Annotated in this window: 19 protein-coding genes and 2 pseudogenes; 14 read left to right on the top strand and 7 right to left on the bottom strand. The window is 65.5% G+C overall.

Annotated elements, in window-relative coordinates:
* Positions 1-206: 206 nt before the first annotated feature.
* Complete coding sequence (locus D3880_RS06515; protein ID WP_119892677.1) at positions 207-1973, bottom strand: sensor domain-containing diguanylate cyclase; 1767 nt, start codon at positions 1971-1973, stop codon at positions 207-209.
* Positions 1974-2600: 627 nt separating this feature from the next.
* Here D3880_RS06515 and D3880_RS06510 point away from each other — a divergent pair.
* The 5 genes from D3880_RS06510 to D3880_RS06490 all read left to right on the top strand — a co-directional run bounded on the left by D3880_RS06510 (position 2601) and on the right by D3880_RS06490 (position 9522).
* Positions 2601-4760, top strand: coding sequence for a multicopper oxidase family protein (locus tag D3880_RS06510; protein WP_162934948.1), 2160 nt, complete (start codon positions 2601-2603; stop codon positions 4758-4760).
* A 27-nt stretch (positions 4761-4787) separates the two neighbouring features.
* Positions 4788-5813 carry an SCO family protein gene (locus tag D3880_RS06505; protein WP_238474414.1) on the top strand — a complete coding sequence of 342 codons (1026 nt, stop codon included), beginning with the start codon at positions 4788-4790 and terminating at the stop codon, positions 5811-5813.
* Complete coding sequence (locus tag D3880_RS06500) at positions 5810-6304, top strand: hypothetical protein (protein WP_119892674.1); 495 nt, start codon at positions 5810-5812, stop codon at positions 6302-6304. Before D3880_RS06505 ends, D3880_RS06500 begins: the two co-directional genes overlap by 4 nt.
* Positions 6305-6857: 553 nt before the next feature.
* Entirely contained in the window at positions 6858-7310 is a 453-nt protein-coding gene (locus D3880_RS06495) for a (2Fe-2S)-binding protein (protein WP_119892673.1), read from the top strand.
* Between the two features lie 46 nt (positions 7311-7356).
* Positions 7357-9522: a xanthine dehydrogenase family protein molybdopterin-binding subunit gene (locus D3880_RS06490; RefSeq protein WP_119892672.1), complete on the top strand. Its 2166-nt coding sequence runs from the start codon at positions 7357-7359 to the stop codon at positions 9520-9522.
* A 115-nt stretch (positions 9523-9637) separates the two neighbouring features.
* Here the strand turns inward: D3880_RS06490 and D3880_RS06485 are convergent, their stop codons facing one another.
* Complete coding sequence (locus D3880_RS06485; protein ID WP_119892671.1) at positions 9638-10552, bottom strand: LysR substrate-binding domain-containing protein; 915 nt, start codon at positions 10550-10552, stop codon at positions 9638-9640.
* A gap of 126 nt (positions 10553-10678) precedes the next feature.
* Here D3880_RS06485 and D3880_RS06480 point away from each other — a divergent pair, with 126 nt between their 5' ends.
* From D3880_RS06480 to D3880_RS06465, 5 genes and pseudogenes are all read left to right on the top strand, one after another.
* Positions 10679-11386, top strand: a complete 708-nt coding sequence (locus D3880_RS06480; protein WP_119892670.1) for a glutathione S-transferase family protein — start codon at positions 10679-10681, stop codon at positions 11384-11386.
* Between the two features lie 148 nt (positions 11387-11534).
* Positions 11535-12652: pseudogene (gene zapE / locus D3880_RS06475) on the top strand (cell division protein ZapE).
* Between the two features lie 440 nt (positions 12653-13092).
* Positions 13093-13362, top strand: coding sequence for a hypothetical protein (locus D3880_RS22660; protein WP_162934947.1), 270 nt, complete (start codon positions 13093-13095; stop codon positions 13360-13362).
* 85 nt (positions 13363-13447) lie between these two features.
* Positions 13448-13828 (top strand): TonB-dependent receptor, encoded by a 381-nt coding sequence (locus D3880_RS06470; protein ID WP_119892669.1) that lies wholly within the window; start codon positions 13448-13450, stop codon positions 13826-13828.
* A gap of 406 nt (positions 13829-14234) precedes the next feature.
* Entirely contained in the window at positions 14235-14597 is a 363-nt protein-coding gene (locus D3880_RS06465; RefSeq protein ID WP_162934946.1) for a hypothetical protein, read from the top strand.
* A 318-nt stretch (positions 14598-14915) separates the two neighbouring features.
* On the opposite strand, the gene D3880_RS06460 is transcribed toward D3880_RS06465, so the two are convergent.
* Positions 14916-15863: a LysR family transcriptional regulator gene (locus D3880_RS06460; protein WP_119892667.1), complete on the bottom strand. Its 948-nt coding sequence runs from the start codon at positions 15861-15863 to the stop codon at positions 14916-14918.
* Positions 15864-16204: 341 nt separating this feature from the next.
* Here D3880_RS06460 and D3880_RS06455 point away from each other — a divergent pair, with 341 nt between their 5' ends.
* The gene (locus D3880_RS06455; protein WP_119892666.1) at positions 16205-16936 is read left to right on the top strand and encodes a 3-oxoacyl-ACP reductase family protein; all 732 of its coding nucleotides are present in this window, start codon (positions 16205-16207) and stop codon (positions 16934-16936) included.
* A 26-nt stretch (positions 16937-16962) separates the two neighbouring features.
* Positions 16963-17558, top strand: a pseudogene (locus D3880_RS06450) (NADPH-dependent F420 reductase).
* Between the two features lie 76 nt (positions 17559-17634).
* Here D3880_RS06450 and D3880_RS06445 read toward each other — a convergent pair.
* The 4 genes from D3880_RS06445 to D3880_RS06430 form a co-directional block, all read right to left on the bottom strand.
* Positions 17635-18288, bottom strand: a complete 654-nt coding sequence (locus tag D3880_RS06445; protein ID WP_119892665.1) for a 7-cyano-7-deazaguanine/7-aminomethyl-7-deazaguanine transporter — start codon at positions 18286-18288, stop codon at positions 17635-17637.
* A 221-nt stretch (positions 18289-18509) separates the two neighbouring features.
* Complete coding sequence (locus D3880_RS06440) at positions 18510-18977, bottom strand: RNA methyltransferase (protein ID WP_119892664.1); 468 nt, start codon at positions 18975-18977, stop codon at positions 18510-18512.
* A 69-nt stretch (positions 18978-19046) separates the two neighbouring features.
* Complete coding sequence (locus tag D3880_RS06435) at positions 19047-20195, bottom strand: aromatic ring-hydroxylating oxygenase subunit alpha (protein ID WP_162934945.1); 1149 nt, start codon at positions 20193-20195, stop codon at positions 19047-19049.
* Positions 20196-20397: 202 nt separating this feature from the next.
* Entirely contained in the window at positions 20398-20991 is a 594-nt protein-coding gene (locus tag D3880_RS06430) for a TetR/AcrR family transcriptional regulator (RefSeq protein WP_119892662.1), read from the bottom strand.
* A 104-nt stretch (positions 20992-21095) separates the two neighbouring features.
* On the opposite strand from D3880_RS06430, the gene D3880_RS06425 reads away from it, so the two are divergent.
* Positions 21096-21929 (top strand): crotonase/enoyl-CoA hydratase family protein, encoded by an 834-nt coding sequence (locus D3880_RS06425; RefSeq protein WP_119892661.1) that lies wholly within the window; start codon positions 21096-21098, stop codon positions 21927-21929.
* A gap of 193 nt (positions 21930-22122) precedes the next feature.
* Complete coding sequence (locus D3880_RS06420; RefSeq protein ID WP_119892660.1) at positions 22123-23910, top strand: AMP-dependent synthetase/ligase; 1788 nt, start codon at positions 22123-22125, stop codon at positions 23908-23910.
* Positions 23911-23963 lie beyond the last annotated feature (53 nt).

Below are 23963 nucleotides of genomic sequence, written 5' to 3'. Positions count from 1 at the left end.
TGGCGCCATTTGGCGCGGCAACGCGGTTCGCGACGAAACGTCAACAGACCCTATGGGTTGTGGAAAACTTCCAACTCTCTGACCAGGGCTTATTTCCGCCGGGCCAGAAGTCTCTGTATTAATCCGATGCAACATTGAGACAGAAACGTTGATGTCACCCCACTTTTGCGATTACGGATTTTCCCCGATTCTTCGAGCCGCGCCTCTCAATAGCACTCGATTCGGTTGCGGCCACCCCGCTTGGCGCGATACAGCGCCATGTCGCTGCGCGACAGCGCGGACTCGGCGCTCGCATCGTTGGGGTTGATGGCGACGATGCCGACACTGGTGGCCAGGGGGATTCGCTCATCGCCATGCAGCACGGGCGCCTCGGCGAGTTCGCCCTGAATGCGCCGGGCGAAGGTCATGGCTTCGTCGATATCGGCATCGCTCAGCACCACAGCGAACTCTTCGCCCCCCATCCGTCCGGCGGCGTCGGTCTTACGCAGTTGCGTGCACAGGATCGCGGCGAAATGCCGTAACGCCTGGTCGCCCACAGAATGGCCCCAACGGTCATTGATCGCCTTGAAGTGGTCCAGGTCGAACATCAGGATGGTCGCGCAGTGGCCGGCAGAGCGCTGCACCCGGGCCAGCTCGGCTTCGAGCTGCTGCATGAAGTGCCGACGGTTGGACAGCTGGGTCAGGAAGTCCGTGGTGGCGAACACCTGCAACTCGGCTTCGATCTGCTTGCGCTCGGTGACATCGGTAATGAAGCCGTGCCAAAGCACGCTGCCGTCCTCCAACCGCCTGGGACACGCATCGCCCTGGCGCCAGGAGGTCCCCCGCGCCGGCAACTGCACCCGGTATTCCAGGTGCCAGGGCGTCAGGCCGCTCGCGGACGCATCGAGGGAAGCCAGGTACAGCGGCAGGTCGTCCGGGTGGATGATCGCCTGCAGTGCCTCCGCGCTCCCCGCCAGTTGTTCCGGTGTGAGCCCGTAGATATCCCGACTCCCGGCGCTGGCGTAGGTAAAGAACGACCTGCCGTCCGGCAGGCGCCGGTACTGAAAGACCATGCCTGGAATCTCGTTGGTCAGGTTGGTCATCAGCTCGGCGGTCTGCTGCACCTGTTCCGACATGACGCGCATGGCGGTGATGTCGGTGGTCGTACCGATCATGCGCAGTGGCTGGCCGGCACCATCGCGCTCGACCACCTTGCCACGGCTGCAGACCCACTTGTAGCTGCCGTTCCGGCAACGCAGGCGATGCTCCACCTCGTACGCCTCAGTTCTCTGCTCGAAGTGAGCCTGAATGGTCGCCTTCACATATTCCAGGTCCGCCGGATGGACGCGCGTGTAGCTCTCCTCGATGTGATTGCCGACTTCGTTATCGGCATACCCCAGCATCGCTTTCCAGCCGGTGGAGTAGTGAATCTCGCCGGTTGCCACGTTGCGGTCCCAGATACCGGTGCCGCTTCCGGCGATGGCCAGCGCCATGCGCCTTTCGCTCTGCCGTAACGCGTCCAACTCCCACTGCAGATTGGCGTCCGCCTCTTCCCGCGCCAGCATGTTGGCCGCCAGCTGGGCAAGCTCCTTAAGCACGGCCTGCTGTGCCGCGTCCAGCTCACGGGGCTGGTCGTGCAGCAGGCACAACATGCCGAGCACGCCGCCACCCAGGGCCAGCAATGGGTAGCCGGCATAAAAGCGCACATGGGGAGCGGACACCACCAGGTCGTGATCGCGGAAGCGCTCGTCGCAATGGGCATCGGGCACAACAAGAACCGCGTCGGCGCAACCCCAAGGGTCGCCAAAGCGGCCAATCCGCGCCGTATTGCTGAAGGTCAGACCGTCGCACGTCCTGACCCGTTGCCGGTCCTCGGCACCTGTAGTCACCAGCGCGGCCATGACGCCAAAGTGTCGCCTGGCCAGGCGGGCCAGGCTATCGAATCGCTCGTCGTTGGCGCTCTCCGGCGCCCTGAGAGAACACAGGGTCTGCATCTGGACTCTGCTTCGCCAGGACTGAAGAAGCCGCCTGGCGTTGATCGGCCATAGGGATTTTCAGTCTACCCATAATGGCAATCTGGCGTCATACCCCAGCGCAAACGCGGAGGACTCAGCAGGGAAACTCTTCAGTCAACAACTGGGTGAAGCGCCCAGCCCTATCAATTGGCGGGGCGATTCAGAGTTCAGGCTGCATAGAAACGTCCTCCGGCCAGCATTCTTCGGGCTTAGTAGGAAAAACGCTAATCAATAGTCGGAAGAATACTAGTAACGGCGCAGATGGCTGATTGACACCAAGAATGCAGCTTAACAAACTGTTACATATTGAGTGGCGAGGGTACAGGCGCTGGAGCTTTCTTCCGTCGCTGTTTAGCCCTTGGGCGTGGCTGAGCATCAACGTGGCCATGGTCAAGTGCGTGGCTCGCGAAAGTTAGTACAAATGCGCCGTACTACCATGCTTCCGGAGCATTAACCGGCCGGAATCTATTCCTCCAGCCTCCAGGGCAGGGTGGAATTTGGTAGTGGGGGGAGGGCGATAGCGAGGAGGGACAAATGTACCTTCCACGGGATGTGTCCAAGGCACGACTCAGGGAAGCGGAGATTGCACGACGGAATTTCGCGGAATTGACGAGGGCCCTGGCCAAGGGCGAAGTCACACGCCGCGACTTCATCAAGTGGGGCCTGGCCACGTCCGGCGGACTGCTGGTCCCGGTCCACGGCCTGAGCCCCTTCACCAGCAGCGCCTACGCCGATGAATTCAATATCCCGACTGGGCTGCCACCCAGCCCGCTGTTCGGCGTCCAGGCCTTCACCCAACCCATGCCGCGCTTCGATGTGCTGCCGCGCAAGGCCTATACCCCCGGCAAGGGCGTGATGAACCCGATCCCGGCCTACCCCGGCGTGCCCGGCCCCGACCCGACTGAGCAGGCGAACACCGAGCTGCAACCCGTGCCGGCGGTGCTGGGCAGCGGCTACGGTCCGGTCGAGGGCCGCCCGCCGGGGCCGATCTGGGCCCACCAGCAGTGGCAGGACTTCTTCCCCAAAGTGGTGGTGGAGGTCACCCAGGAAGGCGCCAAGACCAACAACTACTACGACCCCGGGGTGCCGTCGAGCCTCAATTCCGGCATCGATCCAGCGGTGATCAAGCCTCGCTTCCACCCTGGCCTGCCCGACCAGGGGTCGCTGGCGCTCTGGACCTTCAACGGCACCCTGCCGCCCAAGCTGCTGATCGGCCGTTACCACGAGTCCATCCTCTTCCGTCATCACAACCGCCTGCCGGACGACCCGGCCCAGAATGGCGGCTTTGGCCTCCACACCCTCTCCACCCACGAGCACAACGGCCACCACGGCGCGGAAAACGATGGCTTCACCGGGGCGTTCTTCTTCCCCGGCCAGTTCTACGACTACCACTACCCGATCTGCCACGGCGGCTACTTCAGCATCAACCAGGGCGAGAACGACCCGCGCTGCGGCAGCCCCAACGACGCCGGCGGCATCGACAATTTGGCCGGCGACTATCGCGAGACCATGAGCACCCACTGGTTCCACGACCACATGTTCAGCTTCACCGCGCAGAACGTGTACAAGGGCAACGCCGGGATGTTCAACCTCTACAGCAGCCTCGACCGTGGCAACGAGGAGATCGAGGACGGGGTGAACCTGCGGTTGCCCAGTGGCCGGGACAAGTCCTATGGCAACCTCGACTACGACGTGAACCTGATGCTCGCGGACAAGGCCTGGGACGGGGACGGCCAGCTGGCGATGGATATCTTCGACTTCGACGGCTTCCTCGGCGACGTGATGACGGTGAACCTGGTCTACAAGCCCTACTTCGAGGTGGAGCGGCGCAAGTACCGTTTCCGCATCCTCAACGCGGCCGTCGCGCGCTTCTTCAAGCTCTCCCTGAGCGATGCGTCGCCGATGATCATCATCGCCAACGACGGCAACCTGCTGCCGAGCCCGGTGGTGGTCACCGCGCTCGACGTGATGGGCATCGCCGAACGCTTCGACATCGTCATCGACTTCTCCCGCTACAAAATTGGAAACAGGGTCTGGCTGGTTAACCTCACCGAACACGAGAACGGCAGGCGGCCGAAGGAAGACCTCTCGCTGCGCGATGCGCTTTCCGGCAAGTCGGACGACCCCTGCGTCGGCCGCTTCCTGGAGTTCCGCATCGTTCGCGACCCCGCCACGCCGGACCTGAGCCGGGTACCCGCGGTCCTCTGTCCGAACCCGGACCTGTCGAAGATCCCGGTGGCGGCGAAGCGCACCTTCGAGTTCGGGCGCGGGGCCAACCAGAACACCAGCGACCCCATCACGTCGTTCTTCGGCCCCTGGGGCATCAAGACCAGTGGCGGCGACATGCTCGCCGCGGACTTCGGCCGCGTCTCGGCGGCGCCGCGCTTCGGCACCCGCGAGATCTGGACCCTGAAGAACGGCGGCGGCGGTTGGGACCATCCGATTCACATCCACTTCGAGGAGGGCCAGATCCTCGCCCGCGACGGCAAGCTGAGCAACGTCCCGGCGTGGGAACGTGGCCGCAAGGATGTCTACCGGCTGCACCCGGGTGGCAGCGTCACCATCACCATGCAGTTCCGGGATTTTGGCGGGATGTTCATGGAGCACTGCCACAACACCACCCACGAAGACAACGCCATGCTGTTGCGCTGGGAAATCGACGACCTGGGCGGCGCCTTCCTGAGGCCGCTGCCGACCCCGATCCCGACACCCCAGGGCGTGACCTTCGTGGACCCGAGCGACATCCTGCCGACGGCGCTGCGCTGACGTGGGCTACAGAGGGGAGCGAGCACCATGCGTGGAGTCATGTGGGCATGCAGGCTGGCAGTCTGGGCACTGGGCGGGGTCATGCTGCCGGGCGCCCCGGGCATCGGTGCGGAACGCTGGGGGGCGGACTACTTCCCCGATGTCCCCCTGGTCACCCAGGACGGCAAGGAGGTCCGCTTCTATAGCGACCTGCTCAAGGGCAAGTCGGTGGTGGTCAACATGATCTACACCCACTGCCAGGACACCTGCCCCCTCAGTACCGCCAACCTGGCCCGGGTGCAACGGCTGCTGGGCGAGCAGATGGGCAAGGACATCTTCTTCTACTCCATCAGCATCGATCCCGAGCGCGATACGCCAGCCGTGCTCAAGGCCTACGCGGCGAAGTTCCATGTCGGCCCCGGCTGGCTGTTCCTGACCGGCAAGCGAGAAGACATCGCCCTGGTGCAGAAGAAGCTGGGCCTGTGGTCCCGCTCCGATGCCAAAGACCCGGACGGCCACCTCTCCAGCCTGATGGCCGGCAACGAACCGACCGGCCAGTGGATGCGCCAATCCACCCTGGACAACCCGCGTTTCCTGGCCATGAAGCTCAGCTCCTTCCTCCTCGGCTGGCAGAAGCAGCGTGAAGCCACGGCTCAGAGCTATACCGCCGTCAAGCCGATCGAAAACCTGGAGGCAGGCCGCTACCTGTTCCGCAGCGCCTGCGCCGCCTGCCACTCCATCGGCCAGGGGGAAGCGCTGGGGCCGGACCTGCAAGGCGTCACCCACCGCCGCAGCAGGGACTGGCTCAGGCGCTTCATCAAGGCGCCGGATGAGTTGCTGGCGCAGAAGGACCCGATCGCCCTGGAACTCTTCGCCAAATACAACCAGGTGCAAATGCCCAACCTGCGCCTGGGCGATGACGATGTGGAGGTGCTGATCCGCTATCTCGAAAACCAGGACGCGGCCCGGCAAAACCCCGAGGGGCAGGCGGATTCGCAGCCACAGCCGCCCTCGCCCGCCCACGACGCCCAAGGCACCCAGGAACTCCGCAAGGAGTCGAGGAGGTCACAATGAACATCGCTCAAAGGAGAATCCTGCCGGCCCTCCTGGCCTTCGTCGGCCTCCTGGCCAGCCTGGTTTCGAGCGGCGCGGCTGCCGTTCCCCTGTTCTCACGCCGGGCAGCCCAGCTCATAGTCCCCATCGCCGGCACCCTGGCCGGGGAAACCGAGGACATCGCCCTCAAGGGGAGGGCACGCATCAACAGCACCACCTTCAGCGATCCCGACCTGGGCGGGGAGCCGGGGGTCGTCCTGCTCATCGACTTAATTGCCGTGATCGGTGTCGGGTTGCAGAGCCGCACCCGCTACTTCGCCCATGGCGAGAACCGGGTGGTTCGGGCGCTGCGCTCCACCGACCTGGTGGAGCTGACCTTCCCCATCACCCCGGTGAACGTCAGCGCGATCAAGACGGCAATGCCGGTGCTCGCGTCCTTCCAGTTGTCCTTCGATGTCGACCAGGGTCAACTGCTGGCGGCCAGCGCCAGCTTCTCCAGCCCTTCCTTCTAGGTCGCCCGCGGGCAACGCCAAGCTCCACGACGGCAGATGACCGCCGCGCACAGGGGCCGGCCTGGATCGCCGACTTATAACCGTATGATATTACTAACTATTTTTAATTCTCATTTTTACGGATCCCTGCCTACCTTAAGAGCTTGTCTCGGATCTCGCGAGCTAGAGCGAGACAAGGCAGAAACAGCCGAGGAAGCGGAGTTTACGAGCTGTAAATGAGCATTCCGAGGCTGTTTTTAACGCAGTATCGCCGACGCGCAGCAGATCCGAGACAGGCTCTAACAAGGCAAGACGGTGCAGAAGTGCCTGTCACGCGACTCACAAACACGCTGGTCAGGTGCAGGCAATTTCGCACCCTGGCCACTGATCTATCCCCTCGCCTCCCAGCTTTCACCCGCCCATCCGCGCAAGCCAGCACCTATGACCGATGGTCGCGGGAACTGAATCGCGCCGAAAACTGCGCTTAGCTGAACAAATGCACGCCTAGACATGCCCGCTACCGCTCGGCAGCAGCGACGTCCGTGATTCCTGATGACGGCATGAGGAGATGACCATGGTGACGCTCACCATCAATGCCAAACAGCAGCAGTTCGACGTGCCCGCCGACATGCCGCTGCTGTGGGTGCTGCGCGATGTGGCGCACTTGACCGGCACCAAGTTCGGCTGCGGCATCGCCCAGTGCGGGGCCTGCACCGTGCATGTCGATGGTGCGCCGCTGCGCTCGTGCATCACCCCGGTGGCGGCGGTGGCGGGCAAGGCCATCACCACCATCGAGGGGCTGTCGCCCGACGGCTCGCACCCGGTGCAACGCGCCTGGGCCGAGCTCGATGTGGTCCAGTGCGGCTACTGCCAGTCCGGGCAGATCATGGCGGCGGCGGCCTTGCTGGCGAAGATCCCCGCCCCCAGCGACGCCGATATCGACCAGGCACTGGCGGGCAACATCTGCCGCTGCGGCACCTATCCGCGCATCCGCGCGGCGGTCAAGCGCGCGGCCGAACTGGGTTAACGCCCCCGCCTGCGCACTGCCATCCCCGCGGACTTGGAGGTTTGTCATGAGCGGCCTGACCGATGCTTCCCGGCGTCGTTTCCTCAAGCACAGCGCCATCCTCGGCGGCGGCCTGGTGATCGCCTTCGCCATCCCCGGCGGCCAGCGCTTCGCCCTGGCCCAGAGCGCGCCAAGCGCGGCCTTTGTCCCCAACGCCTTCCTGCGCATCGGCAGTGACGACAGCGTCACCGTGCTGCTGGCCCACTCCGAGATGGGCCAGGGCATCTGGACCGGGCTGGCGATGTTGATCGCCGAGGAACTGGATGCCGACTGGTCGAAGATCAGAGTCGAGCACGCGCCCGCCGCCGCCGTGTATGGCAGTCCGGTGTTCGGCGGGCTGCAGGGCACCGGCGGCTCGACCAGCATCTGGTCGGAGTTCGATCGCTACCGCCAGGCCGGCGCCACCGCCCGCGTCATGCTGATGCAGGCCGCGGCGCAGCGCCATGGCGTGACGCTGGCGGACGTACGCACCGACAACGGCGTCGTCTTGGTCGGTGAGCGGCGGCTGCGCTACGGCGAACTGGCCGACGAAGCCGGCAAACTGCCGGCGCCGGACCCGGCCGCGCTGAAGCTCAAGACGCCGCAGGAATGGCGGATCATCGGCCAGCCGACCAAGCGCCTCGACACCCCGGAGAAGATCGACGGCCGCGCGCAGTTCGGCATGGACGTGCAGTTCGACGGGCTGCTGACGGCGACAGTCGCCAGAGCCCCGGTGTTCGGCGCCACGGTCAAATCCTTCGACGCCACGGCGGCCAAGGCGGTGCCCGGCGTGCGCCAGGTGCTGCAGGTGCCCAGTGGCGTGGCGGTGGTCGCCGACCACTACTGGGCGGCCAAACTCGGCCGCGATGCGCTGCAGATCGACTGGGACCTCGGCCCGCACGCCGGGCTGGACAGCACGCAGTTGCGCGAGCAGTTCCAGCAGCTCGCCGCCACACCCGGCAAGACCGCAGCGCAGGCCGGTGACGCCCAGGGCGCCCTGGGCAAGGCGGCGAAGACCCTCGAGGCCGACTACGCCGTGCCCTACCTCGCCCATGCGCCGATGGAGCCGCTCAATTGCACGGTCAAGCTCAGCGCCGACCAGTGCGAGATCTGGACCGGCACCCAGTTCCAGACCATCGACCAGCAGATCAGCGCGCAGATCACCGGGCTCAAGCCCGAGCAGGTGCAGATCCACACCCTGTTCCTCGGCGGCGGCTTCGGCCGGCGCGCCACCCCGACCTCAGACTTCGTCGCCGAAGCCGTGCAGGTGGCCAAGGCCGCGAAGGCGCCGGTGAAGACCGTGTGGTCCCGCGAGGACGACGTGCGCGGCGGCTACTACCGCTCGGCCTTCCTCCATCGGGCGCGTATCGGCCTGGGCGCCGACGGCCTGCCCAGCGCCTGGCAACAGGTGATAGTCGGCCAGTCGCTGGCGGCCGGCACGCCGCTCGAGGCGATGCTGGTGCACGAGGGCATCGACCACACCTCGGTCGAGGGCGCCGCCGATTCGCCCTACGTCAAGGCGACCGCCAACCATCACGTCAGCCTGCACTCGCCGAGCACCGGCATTCCGGTGCTGTGGTGGCGCTCGGTGGGCCACAGCCACAGCGCTTTCGCCATGGAGTCGCTGGTCGACGAACTGGCGCAGGCTGCCGGCAAGGACCCGCTGGAATACCGCCGCCTGCTGCTGAAGAACGAGCCGCGCCACCTCGGCGTGCTCAATCTGGCGGCCGAGAAAGCCGGCTGGGGCACGCCGCTGCCCAAGGGCCGCGCCCGCGGGGTGGCGGTGCACGCCTCGTTCGGCAGCTACGTCGCCCAGGTCGCCGAGGTGTCGCTGGAGAACGGCGCGATCCGCGTGCATCGGGTGGTCTGTGCGGTGGATTGCGGCGTCGCGGTCAATCCCGCCGGCATCGCCGCGCAGATGGAGTCGGGCGTCGCCTTCGCCCTCGGCGCGGCGCTGCACAGCCAGCTGACGTTCAAGGACGGACGCGTGCAGCAGTCGAACTTCCACGACTACCAGGTGCTGCGCCTGAACGAGATGCCGCTGGTGGAAACCCATATCGTGCCGAGCACCGACAAGATGGGCGGCATCGGCGAAACCGCGGTGCCGCCCACCGCGCCGGCGGTGGCCAATGCCCTGTTCGCCCTGACCGGCCAGCGCCTGCGCGAGTTGCCGCTGCAACCGGGCAAGGCCTGAAGGGAGCAGCAGACGCCGCCAGGGGCGTCGCACTGGGCCCGGTCGGGCGCGGCAAGACCTGGCTGATGGGTCGCCGCCGGCTTTCGCGAGCGGAGCTCGCTCCTGCGGACAGATCCTAGCTCCGTGTCGGCACGCCCTGAGCATCACCGGCCAGACACTCGATCAGGAAATCCACGGTGGCGCGCACGCCGGGCAACTGGCCGCGCCGCTGCGGCATCACCAGCGTGGTGGTGACCCGGCCGGCGTGCCAGTCCGGCAGCACCCGGGCCAACTGGCCGGCCGCCAGCGCCGCGCGGCACATGCGCTCCGGCAGGCAGACCACGCCGAGGCCGGCCAGCGCCGCATTCAGCAGGACGGTCGATTCGTTGGCGCTCATCCGCGGCAGCGGGCTGACCTGCACCTGCCGCCCCGCCGGGTCGGCCAGCTGCCAGCTGCCGGCCATGGCGCCGGTCAGCAGGCCGGCATGCCGCGCCAGGTCCTCCGGCGCCTGCAGCGGCTCGTGCTGGCTCAGATAGGCGGGCGCCGCCACCAGGATGATCGGTTCGACGGTGAGCGGACGCTGCACCAGGCCGGAATCGGGTAACGGCGCGAAGTGGCTGCGCACGGCGATGTCGTAGCCCTCCTGCACCAGGTCGACGAAGCGGTCGGAGACATCCAGCTGCACGTGCAGGCGCGGGAACGCCTGGGCGAGCCTGGGCAGGTGTTCGGCCAGATAGAGCTGGGCGGTCGGCACCGCGGCGGTGATCCGCACCGTGCCGCTGGGCTCGGCGACGCGCCGGCGCACCACTTCTTCGGCGGTCTCCGCCTCGATCAGCGCGGCGCGGGCATGCTGGTAGAAATCGCGGCCGGCGTCGGTCAGCGTGAAGCTGCGCGAGGTGCGATAGATCAGCCGCGCGGCCAGGCGCTCTTCCAGTGCGGCGACGCGTTTGCTGATCGTCGACTTGGGCAGTCCCAGGCGCCGCGAAGCCGCGGCAAAGCCGCCATGCTCGACCGCCGCGACGAAGAAAACCAGATCGTTGAGATTGAGCATCGGCCCTCGCAAAGTTCACACATGTGGACAATGAAACCAATTTTTACCGTCCACTCAGACTAAGTCCACAGCCATACAGTGATCACACCCGACTTACCGGGTCCACCTCGATCGCTGGAGAACAGCATGACCCCGATCCTCTTCTACGGCGTGCCCTCGGGCTGCTCGTTCGGCTCCATCGTCGCCCTGGAATGGCTGGCCGCGCCCTACCGCCTGTGCCGCATCGAAATGCCGGGCGACGTGACCAGCGCTGCCTACCGGCGCATCAACCCGCTGGCGGAAACGCCGTCGCTGCTGAGCGCGAATGGCGAGCCGATCAGCGAGAGCGTCGCCATCCTCAATCACCTCGGCGCCCTGGGCATCGAGCAGGGCCTCGGTTTCGCCCAGGGCAGCCGCGAGTTCGACCGCCTGAACCAGATGCTCGGCTACCTCAATACCAGCTTCTTCTCGGCCTTCTCACCGCTCTGGCACGCCCTCGAACACGGCAGCGCGGGCGCGGAGAAGCAGGCGCTCACCGCCTACGGCCGGGGCAGCGTGGAAAAGGCCCATGCCAACCTGGAGGCGCTGCTCGGCGACCAGCCGTGGCTGCTCGGCGAGCGGCGCAGCCTGGCCGACGCCTACTTCATCGGTATCGCCCGCTGGACCGCCTACCACGACGTCGTCGACCGCCACGACTACCCCAACCTGCAGCGCCTCTACGAGAAGCTGGAAGCCGACCCGGCGGTGATCTTCGCCCACGCCATCGAGCACCGGCAGCCCGCCGTCAGCACCGGTGGCTTCCAGGGCGAGGTCGCGCTGGAGCAGGTCGTCGCCGGTCTGCGGCGGGTTGCCTGACACCCCTGGGCGGGTTGAGCGAAGCGCTACCCATAGCGCTGCGGACACGCCGGGTATCGCTCCGCCCAACCCATCCCCCGGCTGGCAGCACACCCCCGTCACAGGCTATAAAGCAGCGCTCCGCCAGCACCGCGCAATTACTTCCCCTATGCATCTCGTATCCCCCTTGGCGGCCTATCAGCAGGCCATCGATCAGCATGGTTTCCACCCGGATGCGGCCCAATGGCAGGCCGCGCAGGCGCTGCACGACTGCCATCAGGCCCTGCATCGACACCAGCAAGCGGTGCATGGGGTCTATCTCTGGGGCCCGGTCGGGCGCGGCAAGACCTGGCTGATGGATCGCTTTCACCAGGGCCTGCGCGTGCCCGCCCGGCGCCAGCACTTCCATCACTTCATGCAGTGGGTGCACCGCCGCCTGTTCCAGTTGACCGGCACCGCCGATCCCCTGCAGGCGCTGGCCCGCAAGCTGGGCGCGGAAGTCCGGGTGCTGTGCTTCGACGAACTGTTCGTCAGCGACATCGGCGACGCCATGCTCCTCGGCCGCCTGTTGCAGCTGATGTTCGAACAGGGCGTGGTGCTGGTCGCCACCTCCAACCAGCCGCCGCAACAGCTGTATGCCGACGGCTTCAACCGCCAGCGCTTCCAGCCGGCGATTGCCGCCATCGAGCGCCACATGCAGGTGGTCGGCGTCGATGGCGGGCAGGATCACCGCCTGCATCCCGGTGCCGCGCAGCAACGCTACTGGCTCGCCCAGCCGGACCAGCCGAGCGCCTTGGCCACGCAGTTCGCCCGCCTGACGGCCGGCCGGCCGACCTCTGGCGCGCCCGTGCGCCTCGGTCACCGCAGCGTGCCTGTGGTGCGGCACGGCGACCGGGTGATCTGGTGCCGCTACGCCGACCTCTGTGAGCAGCCGCTGGCGGCCCTGGACTTCTCGCCCTGTGCGATCGTTTCAGCGCCATCCTGCTCGGCGAGCTGCCCTGTCTGAGCGGTGCCCAACGCGCGGCGAAGATCGCCCGCGGCACCGAGGATGGGGTCCTGCGGGTGGTCGCCGGCGATCGCCAGTTGCCCGGGTTGTCCGTGCATGACGACAGCGTGCGGCGCTTCATCGCCCTGGTCGACGAATGCTACGACCGGCGGATTCCGCTGTATCTGGAGGCGCAGGTGCCGCTGGACGAACTGTACAGCCAGGGCTACCTGGCCTTCCCGTTCCGCCGCACCCTCAGCCGCCTGCGGGAAATGCAGCTGCAGCGCTTCGGCGGCGTTTGACCGGGCTCTCACTCGAAGCGCCTGGCCAGTCGCGAAAGCTACGTCACCGCAGCAGCCCTGGACGCCCTGTCCAGCTGAGCGCCGCGCCGAAAGCCAGCCTGTAGGGCAAGCGCGCTAACCCGGCGGCAATCCGCGGCCGAAGCCAGCGGCCCCTCGCGGATTTCATCCGGGCTAGGCGCGGTTCGCCCCCGACCGACGCCTCATCTCACGAGGCGCATGCCTGGCTCAATCCGGCCGTTGGACAGCGTGATGGCCAACTACTAGCGTTCGGGTATCCCGCGGTGAGGCTGCCGGCCTGACGCCAACTCCTGCGGACTCCAGCCATGGGCCGGAAACGGCGCTTTAGGCAGGGACAGTTGCTCGCCAAATGCTGCGTTTAAATACAGCTGTTGGTATCTATTAAGAGTTAGAGCCTATCAGCAATCCAGCGGGAGATAAAAATGCAAGAAGTTGAAGTTACATTCGGACGTGCAGCACAAGTCTGGTGGGCATGGCTTTGGAGAGCCTTGCTACTCTCCCTGCTATTTAGTTTTATTGCAGGGTTAATAATTGGGCTGGCCGGCCAGCTTGCAGGGATCAGCCCTCGGCAAATTGTCCCAATCAACATGCTATTAGGCGCATTTATTGGCGTATATGTTTCAATTTGGATTCTATCAAAAACCCTGAAAAAGAAATTTCGCTCTTTCCGTATTGCCTTTATCCAAATTTGAAGGAATCCAACATATCGTTCAAGCGGGACGTCTAACGGCGCCAATTAATTCAAAACTTAGGCATTCCCAACTTAGGAGCAGTGCAATGGATAGAAAATATGTTCTGACCAGCCTGGGATATGCGGCTATTGGTTTAATGCTAGGGATATATATGGCCGCATCAAAAAATCATGGCCAGCTAGTTACGCATGCGCACATCATGCTCCTGGGCTTTGTCGTAAGCTTTGTGTATGCTCTAATCCATAAACTTTGGCTTGACGGCGAAGCCACCAAGATCGCTCGCTTTCAATACCTCGCTCATCAAATTGGAACTTTAGCCCTGGTTGTCGGGCTGTTTCTTTTCTACGGCGGTTTTGTTGCAGTGGATAAGTTAGATCCAATTTTAGGCTTAGCCTCAATACTGGTTTTAATCGGTATGATTTTGATGAAGATCATGTACATCAAAGCAAGCAAAATCGTTAGCTGAGAGATGCCCCAACAGTCGCACGTGATACTTTGCATTCTGCTAGCGGCGCCGGCGCTTGCGGCAGACAGTTACCCAAACGATGTCTCTGGCTTCATTGAGCGTCGTGAAGTGTGCGAACACTTTCGCCAAGAACCATGGCCGGAAGGGGCGTCGCCAGAGGAACAGGAACGAAGGGCGTTCATCACCCTTCAGCTTACGCGCTTCTGCACCGGTTCTGATAACGCCCTTCGGGAACTCAAGAGCAGTTATCGAAACAACCGCGCGATAATGGAGCAACTCGAAAAATATGAAACAGCAATCGAGAGATAAGCGCTTCACCGGCTGTATTGGCGCCGCACCTAAAAAACGCCAAAATCGCTCGTCTCGTGCACTGGAATTCGATTCCCACGCTCCCTAGCTCAAGGCCATGCACAATCTCGACAAGACAGGAGCAACACCCAAAATGGATGAAAAATTGACCGAAGAAATCAATAAGACCTACCAATACTGCACTGTGCAATTGAATGCGTTCTCGTTGATGTTGGTGACGGCTCTCAGTGGCTTCTGCGGGGGAATTGCATGGGCGCTTATTATTTTTATCGCCGACTGGGTGGGCATGGTTTCCTTGGATAGATTCGATAAGCCGCTGGTTAATTTCATTGCTTTCCCGATTATCGGGGCTTTCGGCTCGAGCTTGTTTTCAATAGTCGGCTATCCAATATACAACTGGGTCTGCAAAAATCTGCGCGGGCAACGCTTAGTCGGCATCTTCCATGATCCGCACAACTAGGCTGTCCGCAAGACGCACAACATAGTCTTCCAGCTTGTTCGCGGCGCGCACTGGGGCAACCCAACCGCCGTTACCCGGCGGCCCGCTGCCGGCGCTCAACCTGGTCAAATCGCTTGAAAGGCGCGGGAGAGGGGATAAAACGCCTTGGCCGGAGGTCGCGTCCGGCACAGGGAAAGCTTTCAGTCCGTCGCCATCGCGCGCCCGGCCAGCAGGCGCAGCAGGGCATTGAGCAGCCCGTAGGATGGGTTGAGCCGCGTGGTCGGCCGGACGCAGCGCGATACCCGTCATGTTTGGCGTTGGCTATGGGTATCGCTTCGCTCAACCCATCCTACGGGGCGGTCCCCCGCTGACCGAAAGGCGCGTCGCCCATTCGCGTTCCCTGGCGGCGGCGGTGACGAAGTCGATGAAGGCGCGGGTCTTGGCCGGCAGCAGCTTCTGGCTGCTGAAGTACAGGGAGATCGGTCCGGCGTCCACGTACCAGTCCGGCAGCAGGCGCACCAGCGCGCCGCTGTCTAAATGCGCCAGCACATCCGGCATGGCCAGCAGGGCCACGCCCATATCCAGCAGCACGCCGCGACACAGCGCCTGCGGGTCGTTGACCGTCATCCGCGGCTGCAACTCCAGCGCCCGTTCGGCGCCCGCCGCGTTGCGCATGTGCCACAGCCGCACCCTCCCGTTCTGCATCGAGCGCATCGCCAGGCAATCCAGTTCCTGTAATTCCTCCGGCATGCTCGGCAAGCGCCGGCCCTGCAGGTAAGTAGGCGTCGCCACCGCCACCAGATGCGCGGGCGCCAGCCGACGCGCCACCACGCCCGGGGTCAGCTCGAAGCCGCCGCCGATGGCGACGTCGAAGCCCTCGGCGATCAGGTCTACCTGGCGGTTATCCAGATGCCAGTCCGGCTGCACCGCCGGATAGCGGGCGAGGAATTCCGGCATCAGCGGCAGCAGGTAGTCGCGACCGAAGCTCGGCGCGGCACTGAGCTTGAGCACGCCGGCCGGCTGCCCGGCGTTGCTGGTCAGGTCGGCGATGGCGGACTGGATGCTGTCGAGGCCGCCGCTGACGGTCTGCAGGAAGCGCTCGCCGGCTTCGGTCAGGGGCAATCGCCGGGTGCTGCGCTGGAATAGGCGCACGCCGAGGTTGGCCTCCAGCTGAGCGACGTTGCGACTGACCGCCGCTGGGGTCAGGGCCAGGCGCCGGGCGGCGGCGGAGAAGCTGCCGGACTCGGCGCTGCGCACGAAGGATTCGAGGTTGGCGAGGGTTTCCATGGGCTATGTCCCAGTCATGGGTTGGCGGTGTCGTAGCCCGGATGCAATCCGGGAAATCCAGATGGCCAGGGCGCTGCCCCGCCCTGCGGGTTGTCAGCACATTACGAACCTGTAGGAGCGAATTCATTCGCGAAAGGCTTGGCACCGCCTTTATCCCGGGTTCGCGGATAAATCCGCTCCTGCAAAAAGCCCTGCCCTTCACCAGACAGTCTTCAAGCATTGCTTGAAAGTGATTCTAGCCATTACCCGCTACTGCGCAGGAGTCGATGGGCGTTTCATAGCCTCGACACCCAACCCACCCCGAGGCATCCAGCACGAACAACGCAAGCAACCCGCAACCCCTGCAAGGCAAAGTCGCCCTGGTCACCGGCGCCTCGCGCAGCATCGGCGCGGCCATCGCCAAGCGTCTGGCCGCCGACGGCGCCAGCGGCGCCATCACCTACCACGCCTCGAAGGACAAGGCCGACGCCGTGGTCGGCGCCATCGTTGCCGCCGGTGGCCAGGCCCTCGCCATCCAGGCCGACGCCGGCAACCCCGAAGCGGTACGCGCCGCCGTCAGCCAGATCGCCGCGACCTTCGGCAAACTCGACATCCTGGTCAACAACGCCGGCATCAGCGTGCTCGGCGCGCCCGAGGAGATCGCCTTCGCCGACTTCCAGCGCATCCTCGCGGTGAACGTCACCGGCGTGTTCGTCGCCACCCAGGAAGCCCTGCGGCACATGGGCCAGGGCGGACGGATCATCCAGATCGGCAGCTCGATGGTGCAGTACGCCGCCTTCGCCACCGCCTCGGCCTACACCCTGAGCAAGGGCGCGGTGGCCGGCTTCACGCGCGGCCTGGTGCGCGACCTCGGCCCGCGCGGGATCACGGTCAACACCGCGCATCCGGGGCCGACCGACAGCGACATGAACCCGGCCGACGGCCCGGTCGCCGATTTCGTCAAGCCGAGCATCGCGGTCGGCCGCTATGGCAGCGGTGAGGGCATCGCCGCCGCGGTCGCCTACCTCGCCAGCCCGCAGGCCGCGTTCGTCAGCGGCGCCGAACTGTTGGTCGATGGCGGCTTTACCGCCTGATTCATCATGCGCAGGAGTGATTCGTCATGAACATTGCCATCATCGGCGCCGGCGCCATCGGCTCGGCCATCGCCAAAGCCCTGGCCGCCACCGGGATCGACGTCGCCATCGCCAACAGCCGCGGAGCGCAGAGCCTGGCCGCGCTGGTCGAACGGCTCGGCCCGCGGGTCCAAGCGGTGAGCGCCGCGCAAGCCGCGCAGGCGGACCTAGTGTTCCTCGCGGTGAACTGGTCGAAGCTGCCCGCTGCGCTGGCCTTGGCCCGTGGAGCGGACGCATCGTCATCGACACCAACAACCCGATCGAGGCGCCGCGCTTCGAGGCCATCGACCTCGGCGGCCGCGCCTCCAGCAAGGTGGTGGCCGAACTGCTGCCCGGCGCGCGGCTGGTCAAGGCCTTCAACCACCTCAGCCCCGCCCTGCTCGCCGGCGACCCACGGGGCGAAGGCGGTCGCCGCGTGCTGTTTCTCTCCGGCAACGACGCCGGGGCGAAAGCGACAGTCGCGCAGTTGATCGAGCGGCTCGGCTTCTTCCCCATCGATCTCGGCTCGCTGGGCGCAGGCGGGCGTCTGGCGCAGTTTCCCGGCGGGCCACTGCCGGCGCTCAACCTGGTCAAGTTCGATTGAAAAATTCGGGAGCAGTCCCCTCCCCCGCAAACGGGAGAGGGGGGTAAGACGCCTGAGCAGAAGGTCGGTAAACCTATCAGGCGGTCGCCGTTGTGCGTCCGGCCAACAGGCGCAGCAGGGCATTGAGCAGCACACCGTAGAGCGGCACGAACAGCACCAGGCTGACCGTCAGCTTGACGCCGTAGTCCACCGTGGCGATCTCCACCCAGTGCTCGGCCATGAAGGGGTTGCTGCTGTGCCAAAAGGCCACCGCGAAGAACACGAAGGTGTCCAGCAGGTTGCCGACCACGGTGGACAGGCTCGGCGCGATCCACCACTGCGGCAGACGGCGCAGGCGGTCGAACACCTGGATGTCGAGGATTTGGCCGAACACGTAGGCGAGGAAGCTGGCCAGGGAGATGCGCAGGACGAACTCGTTGAACTGCAGCAGCGCGCCCAGGCCGCGGAACTCCGCCTCCTGGAACAGCACCGAGACCCCGTAGGAGACCAACAGCGCCGGCAGCATCACCCGGGCGATCACCTGCCGCGCCGACTGCTTGCCGAGCAGGCGCACGGTCAGGTCGGTGGCCAGGAAGATGAACGGAAAGCTGAACGCGCCCCAGGTGGTGTGCCAGCCGAACAGGGTGATCGGCAGCTGCACCAGATAGTTGCTGGCGATGATGATCAGGATGTGGAACGCGATCAGGGCGCCGAGCGCCAGGCGCCGGCGTTGCGGGGAAAGCAGAGTCATTGGCAGACCTTTTTGATCGATGGGGTTAGGGAACCCATTCCGCCCGGGATGGACAGCGGCGCGCAGTTTACCTGCTTGCCGGCGGGCCGAGTAGCACCGCCGCTCGGTTTCTTGTCTTTTAGGTCAGGTTATAGCACCGCCGCGACCGCTCGGTTCGTCGGATGGGTTGAGCCGGCGCTACCCATCACCGCCAGCCGGCGGCTCCTTGGCTTGCTCAGCGGCTAGAACTGTGGCCCGGAGCGGGTGTTGCTGCCCTTGGCCAGGCGGTCGTAGAGCACCACGTTGACCGTGGCGGCGAGGTTCATACAGCCGTTGGTGGGGATGTAGATCACGTCTTCGCACCAGTCGCGAATCTCTTTGCTCAGCGAGCCGTCTTCCGCGCCGAAGATATACAGCGCCCGGTCCGGGTGGGTGTAGGTCGGCAACGCGCGAGCGCCTTCGACCAGCTCCACGGCGACCGGCGTACAGCCGAGCGGGAGGATCTTGCGCAGGTCGTCGATATTGATCAGCGGAATGTCCTGGTGGACCTTCTTGGTGTCGGTGATGAAGTCCTTGGCCCGATCGTAGCGGGTACCGGTGTAGAACACCGAACTGACGCCATAACAGCCGGCGGCGCGCATGATCGCTCCGACATTCGACGGCGACTTGGGATTGCTCAGGCCGATACAGGCGTATCTCTTGTTGCTCATGGCAGGGACTCGCGAAAAACGGCGAGTATACGTGGCCAGCATCCCCGCTGCCGCCCGGCAGCAACATCCCTACTCGATCACCCGCTTATCGCCCAACGCCTCGTCCAGGCTCTGGTGGAACCACTTCAGCGCCGGCTCGAAGCGGCCATGCCAGAGGCGGTCGCTGGCGCCGGCCTGGATGCCGGTCTGCACCCGCGCGGCCAGGGCGAAATCCTCTTCCAGGGCGGAATAGAGGATCTCGTTGTTCTTCTCGAAGTAGCGCCGCGCCTTGTCGCTGGCCGGCTGCTCGCTGAGCAGGGTGTGGCCGAGCACGCGGGTGGCCAGCGGGCCATCGGGATAGACGCTGGAGAAGTCGATGTGGTCCGGCTCGACCAGCACCAGGGTGTTGGGCCAGAGGAAATACAGCAGGTTGCCGTGGCGGCGCAGATTCCAGGCGCTTTCCGGCTGGTCGAGGATGTCGCGCAGGTTGCGCTTCACGTAGTAGTTGCGGATGTGCCGGCCGAAGCGCTCGAACAGCCCGAGGTTGGGCCAGAACAGGTGGTCGATGGTGGCCTGGTGGGCCTTCTGCACGTGGTAGTTCTCGAGGAAGGTGTCGATGGTCAGCTTCCAGTTGACCGGCCGGCGAATGTCGCGCGGGTCGAAGATCACATGCTCGTCGAGGCCGAAGCTGTCGAAGTCGGCGAGGATCTCTGGGCCGAAGAAGGCCTCCAGGTCCAACGCCGGCCCCGGCGACAACCGCACCCACACCGCGCCGAAACGCTCGGCCACCGGCACTTCAGTGAGGTTCAGGCAGGCGCGGTCGATGCCCTCGAAGCCGTAGCCGTGGGGGATGCCGCGCAGCTGGCCGTCCGGGTTGTAGGCCCAGGCGTGATAGGGGCAGACGAACACCCGGTTCTTGCCGCTGGCCTCGCCAACCAACTGGGTGCCGCGATGCTTGCAGACGTTGAGGAAGCCGCGCAGGCGGCCCTGCTCGTCGCGGCTCAGCAGCAGCGGCGCGAGCAGCTCGCGGGTGAGGAAGTGGCCGGCGGCGATCTCGCTGGAGCGCGCCACCAGCACCGGCTCGCGACGGAGGATTTCTTCGCGCTCGCGGCGGTAGCGCTCTGCATCCAGATAGACATCCACCGGCAGCGCCGAGGGCGCCGGCGCGCAGTCGGTCTGGCCTTGTTCGATCAGGGCCAGGGTGCGTTTGAGCAGTTCGACCTGGGTGGCGTGCTGCATGGTGGTCTCCTGTTTGTTGTTTTGTCGGAGCCTTTCAGCTCGTGGTTGGGTGCCAAGGCTCTGCGTAGGATGGGTTGAGCAACGCGATACCCATCTCTCCGCCATCCGGCGATCCCTTTCGCAGCCCGATCCGCCGCTTGTTGGGTATCGCTGCGCTCAACGCCAACCTACGGTCGTAGCCCGGAGGCATCCGGGCTACCGATCAGAGCGGCGCCAAGGCCCCGCGAATAAAGTGCCAAAGTTGCCGCGCCAGCTGCTCGGCGGCCGGGCGCGGGTTGCGCCCCAAAGCTTCGAGCAGCGCCTGATGCATGCCGCCTAAGATCATCGCCGACACCAGCTCCGGGTCGAGGCCGGCATTGAGCTGGCCGGCGGCCTGGCCGCGGCGGATGTTGTCGGCGCCCTGGCGGACGTTTTCGGCGGTGCGCTGGGCCTCCAGCGCGGCGACTTCCGGTTCGCGCGCCAGGCTGACCAGCACCAGCGGCGCCAGCGGCTCGGCGTAGACGAAGTCCACCGCACGACGGGTGCGCTGCTCCTCACGGCTGGACCAGTCGGCCGCATCCGGCAGCGGATCGGCGGCCATCACCTGTTCCTGGTAGCGGTCGTAGAAGTCCTCGGCCACCGCCGCCAGCAGCCCGGCGCGCGAGTTGAAGTAGCGGTAGATCAGCCCGACCGACACACCGGCACGCTCGGCCACCCGGCCGACTTCCAGGCCGCCGCCCTGCTCCAAGAGTTCGCTGCGGGCCGCATCCAGCAGGCCGGCGCGGGTTTTCAGGGCTTTGGGGGAAAGATCGGCCATCACTGCACTCGATAAATTGCTAGACAATAAAAGTGAATTCAGTTTACTTATTTCTTCAGCGGTGCCAAGCCGCACCACAAAAATAATCGCCGGAGCCTTCCGCCATGACCGAATCCACCGTGCATTACAGCGTCACCGGCCGCGTGGCCACCCTCACCCTCAACCGCCCCGAGCGCCTCAACGCCATCGACGACCGCATGCCCGACGACATCGCCGCCGCCGTGGCCCGCGCCAATGCCGACGACGGCGTGCATGTCATCGTCCTCACCGGCGCCGGGCGCGGCTTCTGCAGCGGCTACGACCTCAAGTTCTTCGCCGAGAACCCGCGTGGCGTCTATGGCAGCCAGGAAATGCCCTGGGACCCGATGGTCGACTACGCGCTGATGAAGCGGAACACTGAGCAGTTCATGAGCCTGTTCCGCAGCTACAAGCCGGTGGTCGCCAAGGTCAACGGCCCGGCGGTGGCTGGCGGCAGCGACATCGCGCTGTGCTGCGACCTGATCGTGATGGCCGAGGAGGCGCAGATCGGTTACCCGCCGGCGCGGGTCTGGGGCTGCCCGACCACGGCCATGTGGGTCTATCGCCTCGGTGCCGAGAAGGCCAAGCGCATGCTGCTGACCGGCGACCTGATCGACGGCCGCGAGGCTCAGCGCCTCGGCCTGGTCTACCAGAGCGTGCCGCTGGCCGAGCTGGATGCGGCGGTGGATGCGCTGGTCGGGCGCATGCAGGGCATCCCCAAGAACCAGCTGATGATGCAGAAGCTGATGATCAACCAGTCCTTCCACAACATGGGCCTGGAGAGCACGCAGATGTTCGCCACGCTGTTCGACGGCATCACCCGCCACAGCCCGGAAGGCGTGCGCTTCAAGGCGCGTTGCGAGGAAGTCGGCTTCAATCAGGCGGTGCGCGAGCGCGATTCGGGGCAGCCAATTCCCTGACAGCGCGCCTCATCCGTCACTCGGACAGTCCCCTCTCCCCTGCTCCATAAAAGAAAGGAGGGCGAGGGGAGGAAGACACAGCCGTAGGGTGGGTTAGCCGAAGGCGTAACCCACCAGGTCCTCGGCGGGTTACGCCGCTACGCGGCTAACCCGCCCTACAGTGTTTAGCCAAGCAGCGAATAAGGAGTGTTCGATGAGCGCAGTACCGCAACCGCCCCACGACCTGCCCAGCATCCCCGCGCTGCTCGCCTGGCGCGCGGCGACCACGCCGGATTGGCCGGCCACCCAACAGCGCCTGCACGACGGCCGCTGGCAAAGCCTGAGCTGGGGCGAAGTCGCCGCGCAAGCCAATCGGCTCGCCCGCGCCCTGATCGCCCACGGCGTAAAGCCCGGCGACCGGGTGGCGATCTGGAGTCGCACCCGAGTCGAGTGGAGCCTGTTGGATTTCGCCATCCTCAACGTCGGCGCGGTCAGCGTCGGCCTGTATCCCAGCCTCAGCCCCAACCAGGCGGCGCAGCAACTGCAACGCGCCGGCTGTCGCCTGCTGTTCGTCGAGCACTCCAGCCAGGCCCTGCCGTTGCACGAAGACGGCCTGAGCGTGGTGTGTATCGATGAAGCCCTGGCCGGTAGCGGCCATGTGCCTCTCGAGCAGTTCCGCGCTGGCGCCGAACGTATCCCCGCCGACCAGCTGGAACAGCGCTGGCGGGCGCTCGGCCCGCAGTCGCTGGCCAATCTGGTGTTTACCTCCGGCACCACCGGCGAGCCGAAGGCGGCGATGCTCGGCCATGCCAATCTGCTGGCCTTCATTAGCCAGTACCAAGTCGCCACCGGGCGCTATACCAGCGTCGCCTTCCTGCCCATGGCGCATGTCGGCGAACGGGTGATCGGCCACTACCAGCGCCTCTGGGCCGGCGCGCAGGCCGCCTATGTGCCAGATCTCAACGACATCCAGCGGGCGCTGGCCGAGGTGCAGCCGGACTTCTTCGGCAGCGTGCCGCGCCTGTTCGAGAAGTTCCACGCCGCGGTCAAGGCCCAACGCGCCGCCCTGCCGCCCGGCAAGCAGCGCCTGTTCGACTGGGCCTTAGCGACCGGGGCACGGCGCGCCCGCGGCCAGGGCAACGCGCTGAGCGGCTGGCTGGCCCGCCGTCTGGTGCTCGATAAGCTGCGCACCAAGCTATTCGGCGCGCGCATCCGCACCTTGGTCGGCGGCGGTGCGCCGCTGGATGCGCATTTGGTCGAGTTCTACGCCGCGCTCGGCCTGCCGCTGCGCGAAGGCTGGGGCATGTCGGAATCCACCGCCTTCCTGACCAGCAACGAGGCGGGCATCGCCAAGGCCGGCTCGGTCGGCAGGGCGCTGTCGGGCACCGAGCTGCGCATCGCCGACGATGGCGAGGTGCTGGTGCGCGGGCCCTTGGTGTTCCAGGGCTATTTCGGCCAACCGGAGAAGACCGCCGAGACCTTCAGCGCAGACGGCTGGCTGCGCAGCGGCGACCTCGGCCGGATCGACGCGGACGGCTACCTGTGGCTGACCGGGCGCAAGAAGGAGCTGATCATCACCGCCGGCGGCAAGAACATCGCGCCGAGCGCCATCGAGGCGCGCCTCAAGCAGCAGCCGCTGGTCGAGCAGGCGCTGGTGCATGGCGACCGGCGCAAGTACCTCGCCGCCCTGCTCGCCCTCGACCCGGAACGCCTGGCCGCCTGGGCACGCCGGCTGGGGCTGGGCGGCGGCCATGCCGACTGGCTGCAGGCGCCGGCGCTGCGGAGCGAGCTGCAGGCGCATATCGATGAGGTCAACGCCGAACTGGCGCAGGTCGAGCGGATCAAGGCCTGGGCCCTGCTACCGCGCCTGCTCAGTCAGGACGAGGACGAGCTGACGCCGACCCAGAAGCTCAAACGCCCGCTGATCGAGCGGCATTTCGCCGAGTTGCTGGAAAGCCTGTATGCCGAGGACAGTCCAGTGACGGCGCGCCGGCTGGGGTGAGTCCGGGGGTGGACGCTTTTTGGGTATCGCTGCGCTCAACCCAACCTACAAGA

Source organism: Pseudomonas cavernae (assembly GCF_003595175.1).
Lineage (GTDB): Bacteria > Pseudomonadota > Gammaproteobacteria > Pseudomonadales > Pseudomonadaceae > Aquipseudomonas > Aquipseudomonas cavernae.
Note: the sequence above shows the minus strand (reverse complement) of the source record. Positions and strands in the feature narration are given on the sequence as shown.